27 protein-coding genes and 2 pseudogenes are annotated in these 17,800 nt (G+C 50.9%); 3 read left to right on the top strand and 26 right to left on the bottom strand.

The features are described 5' to 3' along the window. From HMPREF3143_RS25350 to HMPREF3143_RS23310, 19 genes and pseudogenes are all read right to left on the bottom strand, one after another. Positions 1 to 202: pseudogene (locus tag HMPREF3143_RS25350) on the bottom strand (transposase); the annotation flags it as partial. Further along, positions 196 to 444: pseudogene (locus HMPREF3143_RS26405) on the bottom strand (Arm DNA-binding domain-containing protein); the annotation flags it as partial. The pseudogenes HMPREF3143_RS26405 and HMPREF3143_RS25350, both read right to left, overlap by 7 nt. 304 nt (positions 445 to 748) lie before the next feature. Further along, positions 749 to 1,180, bottom strand: a complete 432-nt coding sequence (locus HMPREF3143_RS23220) for a hypothetical protein (RefSeq protein ID WP_000058871.1) — start codon at positions 1,178 to 1,180, stop codon at positions 749 to 751. A 13-nt stretch (positions 1,181 to 1,193) separates the two neighbouring features. After that, positions 1,194 to 2,438, bottom strand: coding sequence for a DNA-methyltransferase (locus HMPREF3143_RS23225; protein WP_000098293.1), 1,245 nt, complete (start codon positions 2,436 to 2,438; stop codon positions 1,194 to 1,196). Continuing rightward, on the bottom strand, positions 2,431 to 2,793 hold the full coding sequence (locus tag HMPREF3143_RS23230) for a hypothetical protein (RefSeq protein ID WP_001258027.1): 363 nt from the start codon (positions 2,791 to 2,793) through the stop codon (positions 2,431 to 2,433). Before HMPREF3143_RS23230 ends, HMPREF3143_RS23225 begins: the two co-directional genes overlap by 8 nt. 2 nt (positions 2,794 to 2,795) lie before the next feature. Then, a complete protein-coding gene (locus HMPREF3143_RS23235) occupies positions 2,796 to 3,038 on the bottom strand; it encodes a hypothetical protein (protein ID WP_001096362.1) in 243 nt (80 codons plus the stop codon). 434 nt (positions 3,039 to 3,472) lie between these two features. Then, on the bottom strand, positions 3,473 to 4,411 hold the full coding sequence (locus HMPREF3143_RS23245; RefSeq protein WP_000268395.1) for a ParB/RepB/Spo0J family partition protein: 939 nt from the start codon (positions 4,409 to 4,411) through the stop codon (positions 3,473 to 3,475). 116 nt (positions 4,412 to 4,527) lie between these two features. After that, entirely contained in the window at positions 4,528 to 5,073 is a 546-nt protein-coding gene (locus HMPREF3143_RS23250) for a hypothetical protein (protein ID WP_000435224.1), read from the bottom strand. Between the two features lie 2 nt (positions 5,074 to 5,075). Then, on the bottom strand, positions 5,076 to 5,645 hold the full coding sequence (locus HMPREF3143_RS23255) for a hypothetical protein (protein ID WP_001256128.1): 570 nt from the start codon (positions 5,643 to 5,645) through the stop codon (positions 5,076 to 5,078). A gap of 566 nt (positions 5,646 to 6,211) precedes the next feature. After that, complete coding sequence (locus tag HMPREF3143_RS23265; protein WP_000988987.1) at positions 6,212 to 6,640, bottom strand: hypothetical protein; 429 nt, start codon at positions 6,638 to 6,640, stop codon at positions 6,212 to 6,214. Continuing rightward, entirely contained in the window at positions 6,637 to 6,984 is a 348-nt protein-coding gene (locus tag HMPREF3143_RS23270) for a hypothetical protein (protein WP_000039129.1), read from the bottom strand. Before HMPREF3143_RS23270 ends, HMPREF3143_RS23265 begins: the two co-directional genes overlap by 4 nt. A gap of 11 nt (positions 6,985 to 6,995) precedes the next feature. Then, the gene (locus HMPREF3143_RS23275) at positions 6,996 to 8,129 is read right to left on the bottom strand and encodes a hypothetical protein (RefSeq protein WP_000225028.1); all 1,134 of its coding nucleotides are present in this window, start codon (positions 8,127 to 8,129) and stop codon (positions 6,996 to 6,998) included. A gap of 44 nt (positions 8,130 to 8,173) precedes the next feature. Continuing rightward, a complete protein-coding gene (locus HMPREF3143_RS23280) occupies positions 8,174 to 8,368 on the bottom strand; it encodes a DUF2997 domain-containing protein (protein ID WP_000757530.1) in 195 nt (64 codons plus the stop codon). A gap of 48 nt (positions 8,369 to 8,416) precedes the next feature. Beyond that, the gene (locus HMPREF3143_RS23285; RefSeq protein ID WP_000018404.1) at positions 8,417 to 8,809 is read right to left on the bottom strand and encodes a hypothetical protein; all 393 of its coding nucleotides are present in this window, start codon (positions 8,807 to 8,809) and stop codon (positions 8,417 to 8,419) included. 4 nt (positions 8,810 to 8,813) lie between these two features. Continuing rightward, positions 8,814 to 9,143: a hypothetical protein gene (locus tag HMPREF3143_RS23290; RefSeq protein ID WP_000277953.1), complete on the bottom strand. Its 330-nt coding sequence runs from the start codon at positions 9,141 to 9,143 to the stop codon at positions 8,814 to 8,816. 155 nt (positions 9,144 to 9,298) lie between these two features. Then, on the bottom strand, positions 9,299 to 10,762 hold the full coding sequence (locus HMPREF3143_RS23295) for an AAA family ATPase (protein WP_001280522.1): 1,464 nt from the start codon (positions 10,760 to 10,762) through the stop codon (positions 9,299 to 9,301). A gap of 73 nt (positions 10,763 to 10,835) precedes the next feature. Further along, positions 10,836 to 11,768, bottom strand: a complete 933-nt coding sequence (locus tag HMPREF3143_RS23300; RefSeq protein ID WP_000434071.1) for a hypothetical protein — start codon at positions 11,766 to 11,768, stop codon at positions 10,836 to 10,838. Between the two features lie 561 nt (positions 11,769 to 12,329). Continuing rightward, complete coding sequence (locus HMPREF3143_RS23305) at positions 12,330 to 12,827, bottom strand: hypothetical protein (RefSeq protein ID WP_000062185.1); 498 nt, start codon at positions 12,825 to 12,827, stop codon at positions 12,330 to 12,332. A 2-nt stretch (positions 12,828 to 12,829) separates the two neighbouring features. Beyond that, the gene (locus HMPREF3143_RS23310) at positions 12,830 to 13,318 is read right to left on the bottom strand and encodes a DUF1643 domain-containing protein (protein ID WP_001273096.1); all 489 of its coding nucleotides are present in this window, start codon (positions 13,316 to 13,318) and stop codon (positions 12,830 to 12,832) included. 96 nt (positions 13,319 to 13,414) lie between these two features. On the opposite strand from HMPREF3143_RS23310, the gene HMPREF3143_RS23315 reads away from it, so the two are divergent. After that, positions 13,415 to 13,750, top strand: coding sequence for a hypothetical protein (locus HMPREF3143_RS23315; RefSeq protein WP_000683476.1), 336 nt, complete (start codon positions 13,415 to 13,417; stop codon positions 13,748 to 13,750). 12 nt (positions 13,751 to 13,762) lie between these two features. On the opposite strand, the gene HMPREF3143_RS23320 is transcribed toward HMPREF3143_RS23315, so the two are convergent. From HMPREF3143_RS23320 to HMPREF3143_RS23340, 4 genes are all read right to left on the bottom strand, one after another. Continuing rightward, entirely contained in the window at positions 13,763 to 14,233 is a 471-nt protein-coding gene (locus tag HMPREF3143_RS23320) for a hypothetical protein (RefSeq protein ID WP_001281821.1), read from the bottom strand. After that, the gene (locus tag HMPREF3143_RS23325; RefSeq protein ID WP_000516916.1) at positions 14,226 to 14,597 is read right to left on the bottom strand and encodes a hypothetical protein; all 372 of its coding nucleotides are present in this window, start codon (positions 14,595 to 14,597) and stop codon (positions 14,226 to 14,228) included. Before HMPREF3143_RS23325 ends, HMPREF3143_RS23320 begins: the two co-directional genes overlap by 8 nt. A gap of 10 nt (positions 14,598 to 14,607) precedes the next feature. Further along, positions 14,608 to 14,802 (bottom strand): hypothetical protein, encoded by a 195-nt coding sequence (locus HMPREF3143_RS23330; protein ID WP_000343597.1) that lies wholly within the window; start codon positions 14,800 to 14,802, stop codon positions 14,608 to 14,610. A gap of 340 nt (positions 14,803 to 15,142) precedes the next feature. Beyond that, a complete protein-coding gene (locus HMPREF3143_RS23340; protein WP_001061574.1) occupies positions 15,143 to 15,691 on the bottom strand; it encodes a transcriptional regulator in 549 nt (182 codons plus the stop codon). Positions 15,692 to 15,853: 162 nt separating this feature from the next. On the opposite strand from HMPREF3143_RS23340, the gene HMPREF3143_RS23345 reads away from it, so the two are divergent. Then, a complete protein-coding gene (locus HMPREF3143_RS23345) occupies positions 15,854 to 16,204 on the top strand; it encodes a type II toxin-antitoxin system RelE/ParE family toxin (protein WP_000270043.1) in 351 nt (116 codons plus the stop codon). A gap of 4 nt (positions 16,205 to 16,208) precedes the next feature. Next, positions 16,209 to 16,511, top strand: a complete 303-nt coding sequence (locus HMPREF3143_RS23350) for an XRE family transcriptional regulator (RefSeq protein WP_000124640.1) — start codon at positions 16,209 to 16,211, stop codon at positions 16,509 to 16,511. Positions 16,512 to 16,537: 26 nt separating this feature from the next. On the opposite strand, the gene HMPREF3143_RS23355 is transcribed toward HMPREF3143_RS23350, so the two are convergent. The 3 genes from HMPREF3143_RS23355 to HMPREF3143_RS23365 form a co-directional block, all read right to left on the bottom strand. Beyond that, positions 16,538 to 16,831 carry a chromosome segregation protein ParM gene (locus HMPREF3143_RS23355; protein WP_001239997.1) on the bottom strand — a complete coding sequence of 98 codons (294 nt, stop codon included), beginning with the start codon at positions 16,829 to 16,831 and terminating at the stop codon, positions 16,538 to 16,540. Between the two features lie 87 nt (positions 16,832 to 16,918). Further along, on the bottom strand, positions 16,919 to 17,191 hold the full coding sequence (locus HMPREF3143_RS23360) for an HU family DNA-binding protein (RefSeq protein ID WP_001043047.1): 273 nt from the start codon (positions 17,189 to 17,191) through the stop codon (positions 16,919 to 16,921). 57 nt (positions 17,192 to 17,248) lie between these two features. Next, positions 17,249 to 17,794, bottom strand: coding sequence for a thermonuclease family protein (locus HMPREF3143_RS23365; RefSeq protein WP_032413569.1), 546 nt, complete (start codon positions 17,792 to 17,794; stop codon positions 17,249 to 17,251). Positions 17,795 to 17,800: the final 6 nt, after the last annotated feature.

Below are 17,800 nucleotides of genomic sequence, written 5' to 3' on the forward strand. Positions count from 1 at the left end.
CCAGGGCGGCCAGCCTTGCAATGAAATCCAATGGTTCGAAAATGACGTGCGTGGTGCCGTCCCGGTACGGCGTCTTGAGCTGGTAGCGCACGTTGCCGCCTCGTGTTAACGACAGCCGCTTCTCGGATACCGCCGGGCGGCTGATGTACCGGCACAGCCGTTCGAGCTTCTTGCGTTCATCGGCCCTGGCCGCCACGCCGGCGACTTGCCCGCCGCAACCATCTTCTTGGCGTCACCCAACAGCTCGCGGGCTTCGGCCAGGGTGATGCCACCGACACCATAACGCCCAAAGGTGATGGTCTCCTGCCGACCGTTGATTGAGTAGTTGTAACGGAACGAGATGGAGCCGGCTGGAGTCACTGCCACATAGAGACCTTCCCGGTCATTCACTTTGTAGAGTTTGTCCCTGGGCTTGAGATTGCGCAGCTTGGTATCGGTCAGCATGTACCTTGTCCTTCTTCGTCTCCGATACCATGCTGAAAAAATCTCGAATTTATCGTATTTTTTCTTACGAAACAGTAACTTATAGAATATTAATACCATGAACACACAAAAGAACGCAGCATGGTATCGGCATCAATCATGGCATCGCCAAACCATAATACCAGCTTTAATGCCATGCTCAAACGGTGCTTGGCGCTTCCTCCCGTTGCCAGATCGTGCCAAACACAAACAAAAAAAAGCCCGCAATTACGCGGGCTTAGCGGCATTTCATGCCATCAGGTGCCTGGCTGTGCCAGACGCGGAATCATTCCCCCTTAACTGTTTTTTCAAATTCTTCCTCAAACATCGTTTTTAATGTGTTTCGTATTTCTTCATCCTGGATGTCATTGACATCAAAGCTGGTAGAGACAGCCTCACTTCCAATACCACAGAGAACGTAACCCCGGCCATCAGGACCAATTTTAAGAGGCACAACGGGAAGTGGTGTATTGGGACACACTCCAGCAATGCCCGGAGAAATAATTGGCCCCCCGCGAGGAATAACCCAGTTACCGATAAACCCCCAATCAATTTGCGTCGAGATGGCATCAGGCTGGTATTGCTCACCCCAAAAGTTGATTGCTGCCTGCTGATGCTGTTTACCGGCATAGTAGATATATCCGGCCACAATAAGCACGGAGAGGACAAACATAATTGCCAATTGGCGCAAGACTCTTGCAATAAAACTTAAACTCATAGGTATTGTTCTCTTAATTCAACGCTCCCCCGCCCACTGTTGCTATGGCTGGGTTAATCCAAAATCCATCAAAGCCGGTGAACATTTCCGCCTGGGTACGAATGTACTCAAGAATGATGTCACAGGCGATCCAGCGCCGGTTATTCCTTTCTGCGGCCAACCCGCTCTTATTCGACCCACTGAACGGATCAACAACAAGGTCGCCCTCTTCCGTCAGAAAGCGGATAGCCATCTCAGGTATGTCTGTTGGGAACATTGCCGGGTGCGGTGGCAACCCCAGTTCTCTAGCGATTCTCCGAAGCTCCAGCGTATCCGCACAACGGTGGCCGCGCTGGATAACGTTTTTCGGTATCCGTCCTTCTGTGACATTAGAGAATGCGTTCCCTCTCAGTCGATATGCCCCGTCACCATAACTGACCACTCGGTTATCCCCCCCTTGAGCCATCAGCTTCTGATGTTTCTCTGTATGAGGGATCAGGACCCTTCTGTTGTCAGAACGCACCCTGTCAGGGTCGTTGGTGAACCAATAAACAGGCTCCCACCCGGCACACAACTGGTAACGGTTCACACAAGCCCAGTGGGTTGGACTTGGTGGTTTTGACAGGTTGATCCACGGCCATCTATCCATGAGAGACAGCCCGAGCCGATCATGGAGCGCCAGCACCATTCTTTCAACATAGAGAGATCTGGAGGGGCTCTTGGCCTCGAAGATGTCATTGCTGACATTCAGGACAACGCTTCCTCCTGGCACCAGGTTCTTGACTATCGGTTCGAGCGCCTGGGTTATGAAATCCACCCATTTGGCTTCATCAACGTTTCCATAGCCACGCTGTATTCGGAGCGGAAACGGCGGAGATGTCACACACAGATGCACCGGCTCATCGAGGTCAGAGAAAAAGCTCTTGTTGTTTGACCACACCGCCAGCCCAAGATTTGTTGAATAGGCGACAAGTCGAATGCCACCAAGCGCTTCATGCAGGCCCTTCTTGGTTTTGCTTGAGAGCTCCCAGACACCCCGCTCGCCGTCCACCTTCTGGAGAAGGTTCATCGACTTGAGGGTTTGCTGATACCAGCGTATCTGTCTTTTCAGCTTGCTCCGCTTGATCTTTGCCTTGCCAATTTCACTTTGTTCATTCAGAGCGCTTTTCGGGATTCCAGCGAGCTCTGCCACTGAATCGTAGAGCTCCTCATTCGATAGCGGCTTATCGGCCTTGGCATACGCCTCTTGGACATGAAAAAGTTCTAGCTGGCTACTCATCATGCCCCTCCGTACCCTGGAAGATGTCATTGAGCACAGAGGTCGCCTCGGCGCTCTTTACATCATGCTCGGTGTAGAAAGGCCACCAGGTTAATCCGCCACCTTCAAACCATGAGCAGCGGAACTGGATTGTCTGATCAGGAAGGACTTTGAACTCGACATGCTGGGGTTTGTCATAACGGCACATTGCACCAAGGTCTAGGCCAAACTTTTCTTTAACCCATGTGGATGACATCGACCCCTGACTCAAACCTTGGCTGTTAACCCAATAGACCCGGTTGACAGCACCAGCAATACCGATGAATAGGAAAGCCAGTATTGCCCCGGCCTTCAACCATACAAAAACACTTCTCACAATTATCCTTCCTGCTTTACAAATGGGCCTCTGCCATCGAGAGGCTTTGAAAAAATAGCCCCCGGCTCAGACATCGCCGCCTCGACCTCGTACTTGTTAAAAGTCTCCGTCCACCAGCTATTCATCTGGTAAATCGTGATATTCAGAATTGAAGCAGCCTTGCTCTTACTTGTGGCCGCAACGACAGTTCTGAACTGCCCCTCGACCCCATAAGTGATCCCGCCATAAACCTTCAACTTCGCCACTATCGTTTTCTCCACCCAAATATGTCTCTCACGTCCCGCACACAGAAGAACCAACTTACCCTTGGCAGGAACGCATCGACTAACACACCTAAGGCGATAACAAACAATGGCACCATCAGGATGAAGCCCAAACGTGCAACGGTCCCATATATACCTGCACAGATGAGCAAGGCTGCGATGACAGAGCAAACTAGCTGATGCTGACGCCTCAGCCTGGCTAGTTCAGACGATTTCTTGTCACTGTTCATCATCGAGCTCCGCGAGCTGAACACTGACACTGGCTGCCGCTGGAGGGGAAAACTGTACTGTCAGTCCGGATTCAAGCCTGATAGAGGAAACCACCAGCGTATCTGGTCCGGATGACGCCGGTACGACCGCAACAATGGTTCCCCCTTCCAGTAACTGGATGGCATCCTCAACAGTACAGCGCCCCATTACTGATTACCCGCCAAATCCAGCTCTTGCTGGTCTTCATTGGACTCGTCAGTTTTGGGCTCCAGCTCCGCCAGCTTGGCTTTCAGCTCCTGAAACGCATCAACATCTTCCCGGCTCAGGGTAAGGGTGAACGTTTCACCGTCATCGTTCGGCTTGATGTTGTCCAGACGACTGGTAATAGAGCTCACGCCTCGGTGCATGGCTTCAACCACCTTTTTGCCCAGGCGGGGACCTTTCTCGACAGACTTTTTGGTCAGTTTTTTCGGGGCCTTCTTGCCGTCATTGCCATTGGCCTGTTCTTCCTGCGCCTTTTTCAGGATCTCAACAGCGTTGGTGCCGTGCTCGTTGTAGAGCTCCTGAGCGTAGGTGGCAGCCACAGAGCCTTCCTGAATCATCCGTTTCAGTTCCAGAGGCATCTCCAGAAGGGCACGGGCGATACGAACGTGCTCAGCCGAGCGGCCAACACGTTGGGCAATCATCTGGTCGCTCCACCCCCAGTTTGCAAGCCGAGCGTAGATCACGGCTCGCTCAAGTGGAGAAAGAGGGAGCCCATCGTTGCTGGTGGCGATCAGAAGGCTCTGTTCGGCTTCATCGCCCTTGTGCTCTACGACCTGCACGAACTGGATGTCGGCACCTTCCTCGATAGCAAGCAGGATGGCGCGGCGACGGCGATGACCTTCACGGACATACACCTTTCCGTCGATAACTTTGACGATGATCGGCGGAACATAGTCGCCACGCTTGTAAGCATCGGCCAGCACTCGAATACCAGCTTTGATGTCCGGGCGCTCGTAGTAGTTCTCGCAGAAAGCGCCACGGGTGTTAAACCCTTCTTCCTCCAGCAGAAGCTGAGGAGAGATAGTGAATCCATCCCCTTTTTTCAGTTCTTCGGGGGCGGTTACGCCTTTGAGAGCGCGGAGTGAGTTGATAACAGCCATTCGTTGGTTCTCCTTGTGACTTGCTCACTTTATAGCATCACTTTTTGATACTGTAAACAGGGCGGCATAAAAAACCCGGCGCTTTACAGTACCGGGTTCTCTCTTCCTTCTCACCACTAACTTGCTTTGACTTTGAGCAACCTCAGCGCCAGCATGGCCCATTGCAGATATGCTTCCAGTCGTTGCTGGTACTCTTTCCCTGGTGGGCGTTGACCTTCCTTGTGGGCGATCGTCCTCTCGATACCGGCGAGGCTCTTTCTCAGCTCCAGGTTCCTGCGTATTCCCACCATTCTCTGTCTTGCTGACTCAAGAGACAGACTCCCAAGTCCAAAGAGGGGCAGTTGTCTGTAGTCCTGTGTTCCCAAGTTAATTTGGTTCCACGCCATTGCTGCTTGCCACGGTCGTTTCTGGATTTGCTGGATCGCCTTCCCACAACCCAGGCAGACCATATTCCAGCGCACAGGAGGACCTATAACCTTCTGCATTTGCGCCCGGCCATGACAACTATCGCAGGCTGCCACAGGAACGCTGAGCGGGTCGTGGTGCCCATAGGCTACTGTTTCAGTCTGGCTGTAGTGTTCATCTGATTTGAGCTCCGCCAAGAGCTTCTCACGCTTCTCTTTTGCGTATTCGAGGGTTAAGCCTTTTCTGATTTGTTCCATGTTCAGTCCAGAATGATTTTTCTCTTGTCTCGCTTGGGAGTGCCTTGTTCTTTCTGGTCCGATGTAGAGCTGATGACTTCTGGCTCTTTGGCCTCGCCCCTTTGTAGTTCGTCAATACTCCCCAGCTCTGTTCCACCGTGTCTTATCTCACCTTGATCTCTATGCTCTCTAGTTGAACGACGGATCTCTTCCGAAACTCCACGCAAAAAACCAATTACATTGGCCCGGAATGTACGTCTCTTCTCCTCTATCTCAAGCAAGTAACTCAAGTAGAAGTAAAACGGTATCGAGACGAACAATGACAAAGGGAACCAGCCTTTTTCGCTGGCAGAAACAAAGAGTCTCGGCTCAAACATTTTCATGGCGAGGGTCGCCATTAGCACAGAGACAACTACTGGAGTCACCGCCATCAAAAATCGGGAATGAAGGTACGCCATCCAGACCCCAGCGACTAAAGCTGTTAGCGAGAGGAACATAGCAACAACCAACGGGCTCGCATCAATGGCGATTAGCCCTATCTGGACGATAATGACGAAGCAAAGAAGCAATATTCTGTATAAAAATGACCGCATTCCAACCCACCTCAATCCAAGATAATCTTGCGCTTATCTTTCTGAATTTCGATAGGCTGCTCCGGTTCACTCAGAACACCCTCTGACGCTTTCAGATCTTGAATACTTGGAAAGCCCTTCCCTGCTCCTGCTTTTCTTGGTCTCTGCTCTGTTACCTCAATCGCTATTTCATCCCCCTCCCGGAACTGCGGGTAACAACCAGCGCGGTTGGCATAGCGATTAACGACATTTTGAGCAGCCGGTATTTCTTTGGGCAGGTTATTTGTACTGACGCATCAGAGCTGCAAGCTGCGTCAAGCCGCCGGAAAAATTCCTCCGGTATCCCCTTTACAAGGAGATCGCTCAACTCATCCATAGGCCTTGAGCCGGTTGGCATCGGATATGGCAACCTCCGGTATTCTCTGTAGATGTACCGCTTGATGACGATATGAAAGACGAATGCGGCAAAGCCCCACAAAGGGCCATTAAGGAGCCCCGCAACGATAAGTAGCACCGACGGGAAGGGAACCCCTACGAAACTCGGCAGGACTTTAATCTTTACCATCGGCGTTGACCGACGCACACTCTCACTCATTTGCTGACCCTTTACGTGCAACCTTGTACTGCACTTTCAGATCGTAACCATCCACTTCCTGATGAAGGACTTTCACGGGGACACCTTCAACGGTCCCCAGGTACACGCTCAGCTCAACTTCCGGAACATCGTCCCTGAGACCCAGTACATTGCGCCACCCAGTCGATGTCTTCTGGCAGTGAGCGCCCACCCTGTCATGCCGGTAGTAAATGTCTTTGTTATCTCCTTGGCAGATGAAGAATCCACTAACCTGCCCCGTCCTTAACACCCACTTGCGGTTGTGGAAGGTAGCTTCTTTCTCCACCTCAGTGGACTTGTCTATAGCCACCGGGCTTACCACCAGCTCTTGTGCGGCCAAATCAGACACAAGGCCTATTACCAACGCGGATAACAGAGCGGCCATAGCCGCCCGTGTCATCATACTGCCGCCTCGTGAGTGGCATCGGCAAAGAATTTGCCTTGTTTGTAGATCTCGTCCTTCTCGAACGAGATAGCATCCGCACGACTGCTGAATGGGCCATAGCTTTTACCGTCGATCAGCACCTTCCACTGGCAACGCCAAACACGAGTCCATGCCGCAATCTTTGACTCGTCTGAACAAAGTCCGCGAATAACATAGAACGCAATCATTAGAATGCCGCTCGTCGGCACGATGCGCGAAACCCTTGTTTTACTGTATTCCTGCACTTCAAGGCCTTTGAAGGAAACCTCATCGGCAAACCCGCAGACCTCACCATTTTTGATTACGATGCGCTTTTTGCTCATAACCGACCCCACTAATCCAAAATAATTTTGCGCTTGCCTGGCTGTACTTCGATTGGCTCTTCCTTTTGCACCTTTGGTGCCGGAGCTGATGAGCTGACAACCACCGGTTCTCTTTCTGTGTTTTGTTGCTGGCGCTCACGGAGTTCATCCACTGAGGGAGGCTCATTGCTTGGTCGTTCAGCCCTTTCTGCACGTCGGGCTTCTCTTAACAACTCATCAATTTCGGAGTCGCTCCGGTTATTCATAAAAGCTCTATAGGCAAAGAAAATCAGCACCGGTACTATTGCCACCAAGAAGAAAGGAAATGAGCTTCCGCTATCTTCCACTGGCTTGGTACTGGCCGCGCCTGTATCGAATACGGTACGAATAACCGTTGGCGCGGTCATGATCATAATTGCAGGCATTATCCCCATCACAATTCCTGATGGGCTCTGCCTCATAATTCCACTAGCAACCCCAAACACCAGCATCAATCCCGCTATGACTTTGACGAAAGAGCTATCCATTAGACCGATCATGGAGTCACTTACCTCCTCGAACGGACTTTGAAACGCACTGGTATTGCGGTCAGTGTCTTGTGCAGCATTAATCTGCTTGGGAGGTTCACTCTTTGGTGCAGTCACTATGGATGACGCTGATTGTTGGCTGGCAGCCTTCTGCGTTTCACCATCCTGCTTGACCACCCCCAGATCCTGAGTTTTGACGTGCGTTTGTGCTGGTGGTGCTAACTGGTATTTGACTGCCAGGTTGTTGCCGTGGACTTCAATGGTTTGCAGGGAGATGGGTTTACCTTCCAACTTGGTCAGAGCTTCTTGGAGCGGCAGCTCCTGAGCATCAGTCATACCGCCCATAAAGCCATTAAACCCGTCATCATGAATACGGCATCGCAGCCTTCCCGAATAGCTACGGTATTCACCTGGGCAAACAAAATAGCCGCCCTGAGGGCCATCCAGTTTGCGCCATTTATTGCTTTTGAAGGCCTCCACTTTGGTCACAACTGGCTGACCGTCATGGTAATCAATGACCGTTTTGCTCTCCGGGCCAGTGTCCTCTATCTTCTTGCTGCCTGAGTCATCTGAGAGCATTTGCCCCACCATAACGCCAGTCACAAAGTCACTGGCAAAGGCCGCAGGAGCTGCGACCATGAGACCAACCAGCAAAAGAAGGGGGACGCGCCCTGTCCTTCTCATCACCATTCGTTCTGTTCCGTTTCGTGCTGGGTTTGACCAGCATTGAAGTGGTACTCGGGTTTCAGCTCTTTTTCTTCGACTTCGAGCTCTTCCGGGCGAATACGCTGTTCCAGCGCTTCACAGGTCTTACCCTGAAACCCCGTGAAATCGGCAGCAATCTTGCCGCCCTTGATCTTGATGTTTACCTTTTTCACTTTGTCACCTCGTCGTTAAGTTCAACTAATCTGATTGCCTTGGCGCTATTACCAAACAGCTTCCTCAGCTTCCAGTTCCAAAGTGCCATCGTGATGCTGCTTCACCGTCACGCTGAAACCTTCCTCTTTCAACTGCTGCTCGTAGTGGAAGGCAATGTAGCGATCCTGCACCTTGCTGCTTGCCTGCTGCGTCCAGCGGCCATAAGAGCCGTAGTTTTCCTGGTACTGCTCCCAAACACCGTTTTTTTCCTTGTAGCCAATCCGGTGCTCCTTGTTGTTCTGGTCGATCAGAACAATCGGGTATTTCTCGAAGGTGTAGCCAGCGCCCACGCGGTACAGCTTTTCGTTTTCAACAACAACGCCAACTCCCTCCAGAGCCTTCAACAGCAGCTCTTTGTCTTTGTAGGCGACCTGCACCTTGCCTTTTACGATATGGCTCATCTCATCACTCCTGAGTTGTTTCGGGTGTCATGCCGTGTTCCGACATAACAAAGTTAAGCGCGGCAATGGAATAGTCTTGCCCGAGAGAAACTTCGATCTTTCCTTCTTTCTCCAGCTTTCGGCCAAGCTCGGTAAGGTTTTCCATCATGGGGATGAGCTTGAACAACGAACTCATGTAGGTGATCGATGTGGAAACGTCTCGGGCGAACTGGTCCAGCACCTTACTCTTGTCGATAACCAGAGGCTCTGGTCTATCCACTCCATCTTTTTCTGACTGGAGTTTGCTGCACAGCTTGAGCAGCTCAATCCCCTTCTCAATGTCTTGTTTGTACATAACGGTCAATTCTCCTCTCTGCCGTTTTGATGCTCTCTCCTGGCCGCACCAGCTCGCTCCCTAGCCCACTCAGCTAGAGCATTGATTAAGTCGCTGACTTCTGAGTGGAATATCAATGACACAGCAAGAGCAGTCCAAAAAATCCACTCCATCGCTTAGTCCTCGATGGCAAGTTTGCGTCCAGAGCCATTCTGCTCTTGAACATCGAAGTTATTGGCCGGATAGAAGCCTTGATCCCGCAAACTGCGAATCTGGTTGATGTCTTCCCGGCGAGTTTCACTGGTCGGGGTAATGCGAGTGACCGCATCCACCAGCGCTTCATTGTTGAGCTCTTTGTCCTGAGCGTTCGCCAGATACATCGCGTCAATGACGGCCTGTTCAATCTCTGCCCCGGTGTATCCCTCGGTGGTACGAAGTAGCGTAGGCATATCGAACGCGGCGATGTTGGCCTTCTGCTTGGCGAGGTGGATCTCAAAAATCTTCTGGCGCTCAGCCACACTTGGCAGATCAATGAAGAATGCTCGGTCCCAGCGGCCAGCTCGCATCAATTCAGGAGGCAGCGACTGAACCCGGTTGGCCGTCGCCACAATGAAGATCTTCTTCTTGCGCTCTTGAAGCCAGTAGAGGAAAGAGCCCAGCAGGCGCTTGGATACTTCGTGTTCGCCATCGGCATTACCAAAAAACTTCTCCATCTCGTCAATCAACACAACAACGGGTGCGATCTGCTCAATGGTCTGCAATGCACGATTGAACTGGCGCTCGGTTTCACCGAGATACTTGCTATAGAAACGGCCCATATCCAGGCGAACCAAGGTAGTGCCAAGTACACCGGCAGCGGCTTTTGCCGTCAGCGATTTACCACCACCAGGTACACCGGCCAGAAGGACACCTTTTACCGGAAGGTCTTTGTCCCAACCGGCTTTACGTATCTGGAGGAACTCCTTGAGGTTTTCGAGACCACCGACATTCCCAATATCAATGGCCTCAAGCACATCGAGGCCGACATCACGCAAGATGTGAGCTTTTTCTTTTCGGATCTCGCCCAGGTATTCTTCACCCTTGAATTTCAAGTAAGCGGAGTAGGTGAAGACGTTCTTCATCTGGGTGTGTGACAAGCCCAAGGCGTGGTTTGCGATGACAGCACGTTCGTTGCTCTCGAAGACTCCACCATCTTTCACGTTATCTTCACAGGTCTGGAGCAGTTTCAGGATTTCCTGATTGCTCATAGCCGGGAGATCGATGTGATAAACGAACTCTTCATTGAAGACGTCTTTGCCAGCGATGATGTAGTTGATCCCCTCATTCTCCAGATAGGTCAGTGATGACTTGAGGGCTGGGAGTGTTTCCGGGTTTGCACGTTGGCGGTCGAAAAAGAAAGTGTCGAACACGACAACTCCGTTTTTGGAGGACTTCTTGGACTCGTCCACCATTGCCTTCATCGTGCCTGGATCAGGCAGCTTCTTGAATGGCATTACAATAAAGTGCTTGCCGACTTTCTTTGCAATGTCAGAGAAAACGCTCTCTGCGCGGCCCAGCTCAAAAGTGCTAACGTTGATGACTGGAAAGGACAACTTGATTGGAATCTCAAGTTTGTCCATTTGCTGTGTAATATCGCTCATCGCTTATCCTTTAAATAAATTTCGACTTGTTGATCACCTCACATCATAAGTTCATTTTATGATGCTGTAAATATCACCTTCCAACTCTGTAGCTGTTCACGGCGGACTCAACGCGCTTGACTGACACGTCTATACCATTTGTCACCAGCAACTCATGCACTTGGCAACAGGCCTGTTGTTTCAGGCCAAAGAACTCTTCGTTAACACGGGCATACTCTGCTGCCGAATTGGAGGCGGCTCGTCTTAGATCTGGCATCAGAGATTCAACGCGAGACTCTACTTTGTCCAGAGAGGAACTGGCAGACGACAAGCTGAACAGCGAGAAGACGCTCCCAAAGTCGAAACCATCATTCAAACCGGCAAAGTCCATACCCAGATCGATAAACTCAGTTGCCATTGAGTGGTGCAGTGAGCCCACAATGTCACGATGATCCCCCAGCGCATTTGCGAAGGCTTTCACAGCTCTCTTCGCATCGTCTATTTCACTGCTGGCCGAGGAGTTTGACATCGACGACATGACGGAAATGCCCTTGTTGTCAGTCACAAGGTCGAGAACCTCCATTGTTTGTGCTGATGAAACACTGGAAGAGGCCTCACTGATTTCACGTAAGGCTTTTTGCCCCATGTCCACCAGTCGCTTGTTGCTCTCGTGGAGTCGAGATGCGGCGTCAAGCCTATCTTGAGCTTGGGTGATTCGTTCCAGAATCTGGCTACCGTCAATCGCTTGCTTCACGGCCCGAGAAACCAATCCCTCTTTGAGCTGGTCTCTCCCACGGCGCAAATACCGCAAATCGCTGTTATGGCCTTTTAGTGCTGAACGTATAACGGCGATGTCTCGACGAAACTGCCAGAACGTTATAATTTTTTGCCAGATCCCCAACTGAGCACGCTGTTGGCAAAGAGCTTCGTACTCTGCACCTTTCTCTTCAACCTGGCTGAGAGCTGCGGTAATCCTGTCTTGATATTGCCGGTCGTCAGCCAAGTAACTTTGAATTGCTTGTTCCATCCCGTACCCCAAAAACTTTCACATGTGAAAGTTCATTCTTTCTTTGTTCTGCCAGTACAAAGTATTTTGCCTTAGAACGACCTCACACCCCGCCCCTGCTCACGCCCATTTTGGGCAATTACAGATTCAGCATTTACAGGCTTATAATGTGATGCCGTAATAGACAAATAAAAAACGGCATAGCCGTTTTTACCTTACTTTGCTTTGCTCCGGCCCCCGCATAGTGCATTACCAATGCGTGATGAAAAATCCTTCCATTCTGGACTGTTCCGGTAGTCATCCTGTCCAGTTGCTTGTTCCTGGCTGGTCGATGCGAATTGATTGAGAGCATCCGGGCACGAAGAGCAGACCCCGATACCTTCCACTCTATTCACGCGAAGCCAGTGACACGGTTGACCGTTTTCAACACAAGCGTGATCATCGGTGCATCCGCACCCTATACATTTAGCAGTGAGCATAAGCGCCTCCCCAAGTAAATTAACAACATCATAGTATCATTATGTGATGCTGTAAATATTAAAAAGAAAGCGGCCATAGCCGCCCTTCCGAAGTAATTTTCCTTTAGTGGTTGTCTTGGCCCTGTTTCCAAGCGACGAATGCCTGCACTAGCGGTACGCCATCATCACTCAAGGCATTCCCTTCTATCCATCCGCCTCGTATGACGACAGACTGCCCTGATTCCAAGCCAAAAGGTTCCCACTCAGAAGCCACCGGGGAACCGTCCACCAGCAGGTCGAGATCTTCAATCCATTTATCCCGGCCATCCAGAGTTTTCCAAACTGAGTCATCGACCCAAAAGGCCTTGATTTGTTCTGGTGTGGCATTGGTCCAATCGTTGTCTTTCCCGTCAGCAAGTGAAAGTACAGAGTCAACCGTTTGCTGCCAGTTCGGCCAATCTTCTTCGACAACAACGCAAGTAAGCGAGCTCTTGCCATTTGCTCTGCGGCCATCATCAACCTTCCGGATCAGCCTTTCCAGTGTCGCCAGCTCCTCATCGCAGAGCACGGCCTGTGCATCGCTTATCTTTGCCACGAAGTAACGTGCTTCAAGCATCGACATAATTATTTTCCTCCCCAGGGCACAAGTTTTGTCGAATATCCAAGCATTAGTGGGTGCTTCGGGTCCCCCGAACCAGTCACGCCAAATGCCAATACCGGCTTCCCAGATGCAACGAGCTGCTCTAAAAGCCTGTCCAAATGAACATGCAAAGACTTAGGCAGCTTAGTTCGGCTCCCCCAGCAGGGCACCAAGACATCAGCATCCCGAATAATCCTTTCCAAGTGGATTTCATTTTCAGGCCCGACAGGATCAACCGCCGTAGCCAGCTCTCGAACGTCGGTCGCCCGAAAAGCAAAAGCATTACCGACTATGAATCGCCTCCCTCCGTTGACCTTGGTAAACCCTATCCACTTTCTGACCGTGTGATCGTCCTCGGTGGCCGTGGCCGTAGAGCCGTTTACACCAAAATAACCGAACACAAGGCCTTCGGGTTGCACATCCCTTTCCAGACGGTATCTGTACATGCCGCACTTGCTGATAATTGCACTCAAAGTGTCACCTCTTTTTGAATGAAAAATGCCCTTTCACAGTTGCATTTTTTAATGCTGTGATAGGATAAAAGTGTAAGTTGAAAAGGAGAGATGACCATGAAACATGTACTGAATATCGCGCTGATGGCTGTTGTTATTCTTGGCCTGGCTATGCTTGAGGCCACCAACTGGGGTTACGCAGTGCTGGCTATCCCGGCAGTGATTTGGGCCAAGTCGGTGCTCAACCTTCTGCACAAACTGCCGGTTCTGGCTGCTGCTTTTTGGATTCTGGTTGCTGTTTTCGCGTGGCAAGCGGCACTTGTTGGTATCCTGTTCTATGGCGTACTTGCGACCCCTAAAGCGCCAGCAAACACCAATGGCAAGAAAAGCCGAAAAGCCAATCTGATGGGCACTTACAGCTACGACTTTAAAACCGGCGAATGCTTTAGCTAAGACTGGCTACGGTTATTTCTCCTCAGCCTTCCTGATGGGCGCTCTCAGCGCTCTCAGGACAGCTTCTTCAAGAGCTGCGGCCCCTGCCCTATCACGTCGCTTTGTTAATGCCCCATATTGCTTCCTGATGGGTAGCATCAGCTCTTCGAGTTCATTGCGCTTCCTATCGTCGGCTTCAAGTTTCTCGCTTCGCGCCAAGGCTTCGGCTTGCTCGCTTTTTGCTTGCCACTCTATCTTGTCGCCTTGCACTTCCCATGCTTTAACGTAATGAGCATCATCCAGACCTTTTGCTCCGTTGTCCGAAAACGAGGCCCCTGAGTAAATGCCACCGACAACCCAGCGCCTTTTGCTTTTTCCCTTTGAGAAATACATCTCACGGCCTAAAACACCATCGCGCAAAGTGGCTACCGAGATAAATAGCCCAGCGTCCCCTTTCCTAAAGCCGCAGAACACAAACTCAAGCGGTTCGTATAAATCACTCATGCTGATCACTCCGAAGAACAGACAAGACCTTCTCAGCTCGCTCCTGGAGGTCTATGAGTTCGGCAGCATCATTACCGCTCAATGACATGTCCCCGCCATAGAGGCGATACTCAACGCTGTCCATCGCCTGGCGAAGCAATCCTAGAAGAGCATTCACGTTTGCCGGTGTTGATAGGGCGACGGCTTCACCTTTCAGCTCACGTCCATTAAATTCCGACCACTCGGCTATGCCTGTCAGTTCGCAACAATTTGAGCAGGACATACTGGCAACATTCTGGGGATCGTCTGGACAGTGTTCATTGATGACAAAGTTCATCTCGTCACTGCCGCACTTTCCACAAATGATGTGTACTTTTTTGCCCATGCTGCTGCCCTTAGTGGAGAGTCTGCTCTTCCACAACAATCATCCCGTCAACCAAGCTGATTGTGGCGGGACCGCAGTTACCCAGCACCTCAGCTTTGACTCCGTTGTTCAACGCGACATAAAGCCGTCTCGCCCCGTTGGTGACGCGGATGCCTTTCTGGTCGAGTTGTTCAAGCATTTCTTCGTAGGTAATTTTTTCGTCCATCAGTTCTCCTCAGCAAGGATCTCGTCGATGAGGTTCTTTGCTATCAATCTGGCATCCAAAGGGACAGCCAGGCTGTCAATTCTGCCTCTTTCATGGGCAACAATGAGTTGCGCCTTCCAAGCTATCCCGGAAAGAGAAGCATCAGGTTCTTTACCTGAGCTTCTCATACATCTTGCGTTTCGGTACGCCGCCAGCCACTCAGGTCTGGTTGAGTTATAACGCCCAAGGCCAGCTTTTCGTTGGAAGCACATTCATCGCGCACCTTTACAGATTCATTTTATGATACTGTAAACAATAAAAAGACACCTTGCAAGACTTTCACATGTGAAAGTTTTCTGGTTTACATCTGCTCGCTTGGATCAAACCCCAAAGCCTTGCACACGTCATCCAGGTCATCGAGCGTGAAGAATCCCAGCGTCAGTTCCCCGGAGCGCTTCGCGGGGTTATAGCGAACTTTGATAGGCCTACCCGTAGCATCGCTCATCAGGGTCTCCAGGCGCTTAATGTCTGCATCCCTGTCCACTTCTTTGCCCTTCGCTATCGCCTCAAATTTATGAACCGGTGTCCTGGTATGCAGGAGATCCCTCAGGAGCTTTTCTCTCTTGCTGAAAGGTAACTTAGCCACGGCCCTCACATGCCCCAGGGTGATCTTGCGTGGATTTCTGAGCCAGAGTGTTAGCTCTTCCTCCGATAGCGTACCGGCGCGTTTCAGGTGTGTAACCGTATAGACCTTCTCAATACCCAGATCCTCTCTGATCTGACTGTTTGAACGCCCCTCTCCGCTTAGGAACGCGACCACATAGGCCTTTTCTGCATCAGTCATGCCTGGATGCTGGTGGTAGTAGTCAATGGCTTCTCTTGCATCGAGCAGTAGGGGTAGGTTGTTCATTCAGGACACCTTTTAGTCACATGACTATATCGAGGCTTATTCTACCCCCTATTTTAGTCACATGACTACTTACTGACATTTCGGCCCCCATCGCCGCCGATTTTTCTTGATTATAGGTTTGAATCTATATAGGATTGCACCTATATTAAGTAAGGAGAAATCATGTGGGTCATCGAGACAACCGACACCTTTGATGAGTGGTTCGATGCTCTGGATGATACCGATAGAGCAAACGTGCTGGCTTCGATGATGGTGCTGCGAGATAGAGGCCCCATGCTGTCGAGGCCATACGCGGATACTGTTAACGGTTCATCCTACAGCAACATGAAAGAGCTTCGGGTCCAAAGCAAAGGAGATCCTATCAGAGCGTTCTTTGCGTTCGATCCAAAGCGTAAGGGGATTCTTCTCTGCGCCGGTAACAAGACCGGGGACGAGAAAAGGTTTTATGAAGTAATGATCCCAATTGCAGACCGTGAGTTTGCGGCGCACTTGGATAAATTGAAGAAGGAGTGACGTTATGGCAAGAACTCTTGACCAAATGCTGGCAACAGAAAAGCCTGAGGTTGTTGCCAAAGCACAGAAAGCGGCCACTGAGATGTTACTGAACATCCACTTGGCAGAGCTTCGTGATCGCATGAACCTTACCCAGGGGGAAATTGCTGCATCTCTGGGTGTGAGACAGCCGACAGTCTCCGAGATGGAAAAACCTGGACGAGATCTCAAGCTGTCGTCCATTAAGCGGTACGTTGAGGCCTCCGGTGGCAAGCTACGCCTCGATGTTGAACTTCCGGACGGCACCCACTACGGCTTTGCCGTTTAACTCGATACGCCCCGTTATGGGGCGTATTACTTCTCTTGCTCTTCTTCCAGCCGTTTTCGGTATATCTCTCCTGCACGTTCCCTGCCATCGTCGGTCAGCCTAAAGGCCAGCTTTAGAGAAGCATTCCGGTACTTGTTCAACAGGCCGTTCTCCACCAGCGTGTGGCATGACGTTCGGAAGTTCGTTCCATGAATACCGCTCTGGCGAGCTGAATTGATCATCTCCAGTATTTTTACACCTGGTACAGGCTCGGCTTTTCCACCGGCCTCAATTGCGTATAGAATGAACAAAACGTCTTTTTGAGTTGACGACAATCTCATCCCTTCCCCTTATTCATGTCTGATATGAATAAGGCTCCCACGAAGGAGCCTTATGTAAACCTTATTCATGTGTCACATGATTAAGATCTAGTTCACGGAGTCTTTCAACCCCTTACCAGCTTTGAACCCAGGAATGTTGGCCGCCGCGATCTGGATGTTCTCTCCAGTCTGGGGATTCCGCCCGGTTCGCGCTGCGCGTTCCTTAACGTGGAAAGTACCAAACCCAGTGAGCGCTACTGTCCCACCCGCTTTAAGCTCCTCTGTCACTGAGTTGATCAGCGCATTTACCGCAGCTTCGGCCTTTGCTTTGCTAATGTCAGCGTCTTCGGCCACTTTCATAATCAGTTCACTTTTGTTCATCGTTATTCCTGTTTGTTTTCTTGGTTACTGTTTACACCTGCATACTCTGGGGTGTGGTTAGTGCTTTCTTCGCCACTCCCAAGGGGGAGTTCTCTCCGATTCCGGTAATGCCCAGAGACCTCGCTTATCGGCTTTGGCTTCGGCCTCCAGCTTGAACAGCTCCGGTGTTTTGGCGTACTGCCGGTACACCCACGCACTCCCAGAACGGACCATTTCGGCATTGACCCATTTGCCATCGACATAAAGGTTGGCGACCAGACGGCCATAACGGTCTTTGTCGATTTGCTCGACTTTAATCATTCGACCAAACACCAGATCGGACAACGCCTGTTTCGCCTTTGAGCCGTAGGGTTGTTTCTTCTCTGGGGTGTCGATTTCCGCCAGCCTTACCCGGTACTGGATTTTGCCGCTCCGGCAATCTTTCCCGGAGTCACAGCTTTGTTCAGTCAGGACCTTGACCGTATCACCGTCAGACACCCCCACAACCTTCGCAGTAAAGGTTTCTGCCCATACCTGAGGGGCCACCACCAGCATGGCTACCAGGAACGCTGAAACCCCCGTATTTTTCACAAAACCTAAGGAAGGTGCGAATAAGCAGGTCATTTCTTC

The organism is Enterobacter sp. HMSC16D10 (assembly GCF_001807145.1).
GTDB classification, from domain to species: Bacteria; Pseudomonadota; Gammaproteobacteria; order Enterobacterales; family Enterobacteriaceae; genus Enterobacter; species Enterobacter roggenkampii.

Coding starts and splice junctions, on each gene's coding strand:
- HMPREF3143_RS23220 (WP_000058871.1), bottom strand. CDS start 1,180: ATGAGTTTAAGTTTTATTGCAAGAGTCTTGCGCCAATTGGCAATTATG.
- HMPREF3143_RS23225 (WP_000098293.1), bottom strand. CDS start 2,438: ATGAGTAGCCAGCTAGAACTTTTTCATGTCCAAGAGGCGTATGCCAAG.
- HMPREF3143_RS23245 (WP_000268395.1), bottom strand. CDS start 4,411: ATGGCTGTTATCAACTCACTCCGCGCTCTCAAAGGCGTAACCGCCCCC.
- HMPREF3143_RS23250 (WP_000435224.1), bottom strand. CDS start 5,073: ATGGAACAAATCAGAAAAGGCTTAACCCTCGAATACGCAAAAGAGAAG.
- HMPREF3143_RS23255 (WP_001256128.1), bottom strand. CDS start 5,645: ATGCGGTCATTTTTATACAGAATATTGCTTCTTTGCTTCGTCATTATC.
- HMPREF3143_RS23265 (WP_000988987.1), bottom strand. CDS start 6,640: ATGATGACACGGGCGGCTATGGCCGCTCTGTTATCCGCGTTGGTAATA.
- HMPREF3143_RS23270 (WP_000039129.1), bottom strand. CDS start 6,984: ATGAGCAAAAAGCGCATCGTAATCAAAAATGGTGAGGTCTGCGGGTTT.
- HMPREF3143_RS23275 (WP_000225028.1), bottom strand. CDS start 8,129: ATGGTCGCAGCTCCTGCGGCCTTTGCCAGTGACTTTGTGACTGGCGTT.
- HMPREF3143_RS23285 (WP_000018404.1), bottom strand. CDS start 8,809: ATGAGCCATATCGTAAAAGGCAAGGTGCAGGTCGCCTACAAAGACAAA.
- HMPREF3143_RS23290 (WP_000277953.1), bottom strand. CDS start 9,143: ATGTACAAACAAGACATTGAGAAGGGGATTGAGCTGCTCAAGCTGTGC.
- HMPREF3143_RS23295 (WP_001280522.1), bottom strand. CDS start 10,762: ATGAGCGATATTACACAGCAAATGGACAAACTTGAGATTCCAATCAAG.
- HMPREF3143_RS23300 (WP_000434071.1), bottom strand. CDS start 11,768: ATGGAACAAGCAATTCAAAGTTACTTGGCTGACGACCGGCAATATCAA.
- HMPREF3143_RS23305 (WP_000062185.1), bottom strand. CDS start 12,827: ATGTCGATGCTTGAAGCACGTTACTTCGTGGCAAAGATAAGCGATGCA.
- HMPREF3143_RS23315 (WP_000683476.1), top strand. CDS start 13,415: ATGAAACATGTACTGAATATCGCGCTGATGGCTGTTGTTATTCTTGGC.
- HMPREF3143_RS23320 (WP_001281821.1), bottom strand. CDS start 14,233: ATGAGTGATTTATACGAACCGCTTGAGTTTGTGTTCTGCGGCTTTAGG.
- HMPREF3143_RS23325 (WP_000516916.1), bottom strand. CDS start 14,597: ATGGGCAAAAAAGTACACATCATTTGTGGAAAGTGCGGCAGTGACGAG.
- HMPREF3143_RS23330 (WP_000343597.1), bottom strand. CDS start 14,802: ATGGACGAAAAAATTACCTACGAAGAAATGCTTGAACAACTCGACCAG.
- HMPREF3143_RS23340 (WP_001061574.1), bottom strand. CDS start 15,691: ATGAACAACCTACCCCTACTGCTCGATGCAAGAGAAGCCATTGACTAC.
- HMPREF3143_RS23345 (WP_000270043.1), top strand. CDS start 15,854: ATGTGGGTCATCGAGACAACCGACACCTTTGATGAGTGGTTCGATGCT.
- HMPREF3143_RS23350 (WP_000124640.1), top strand. CDS start 16,209: ATGGCAAGAACTCTTGACCAAATGCTGGCAACAGAAAAGCCTGAGGTT.
- HMPREF3143_RS23355 (WP_001239997.1), bottom strand. CDS start 16,831: ATGAGATTGTCGTCAACTCAAAAAGACGTTTTGTTCATTCTATACGCA.
- HMPREF3143_RS23360 (WP_001043047.1), bottom strand. CDS start 17,191: ATGAACAAAAGTGAACTGATTATGAAAGTGGCCGAAGACGCTGACATT.
- HMPREF3143_RS23365 (WP_032413569.1), bottom strand. CDS start 17,794: ATGACCTGCTTATTCGCACCTTCCTTAGGTTTTGTGAAAAATACGGGG.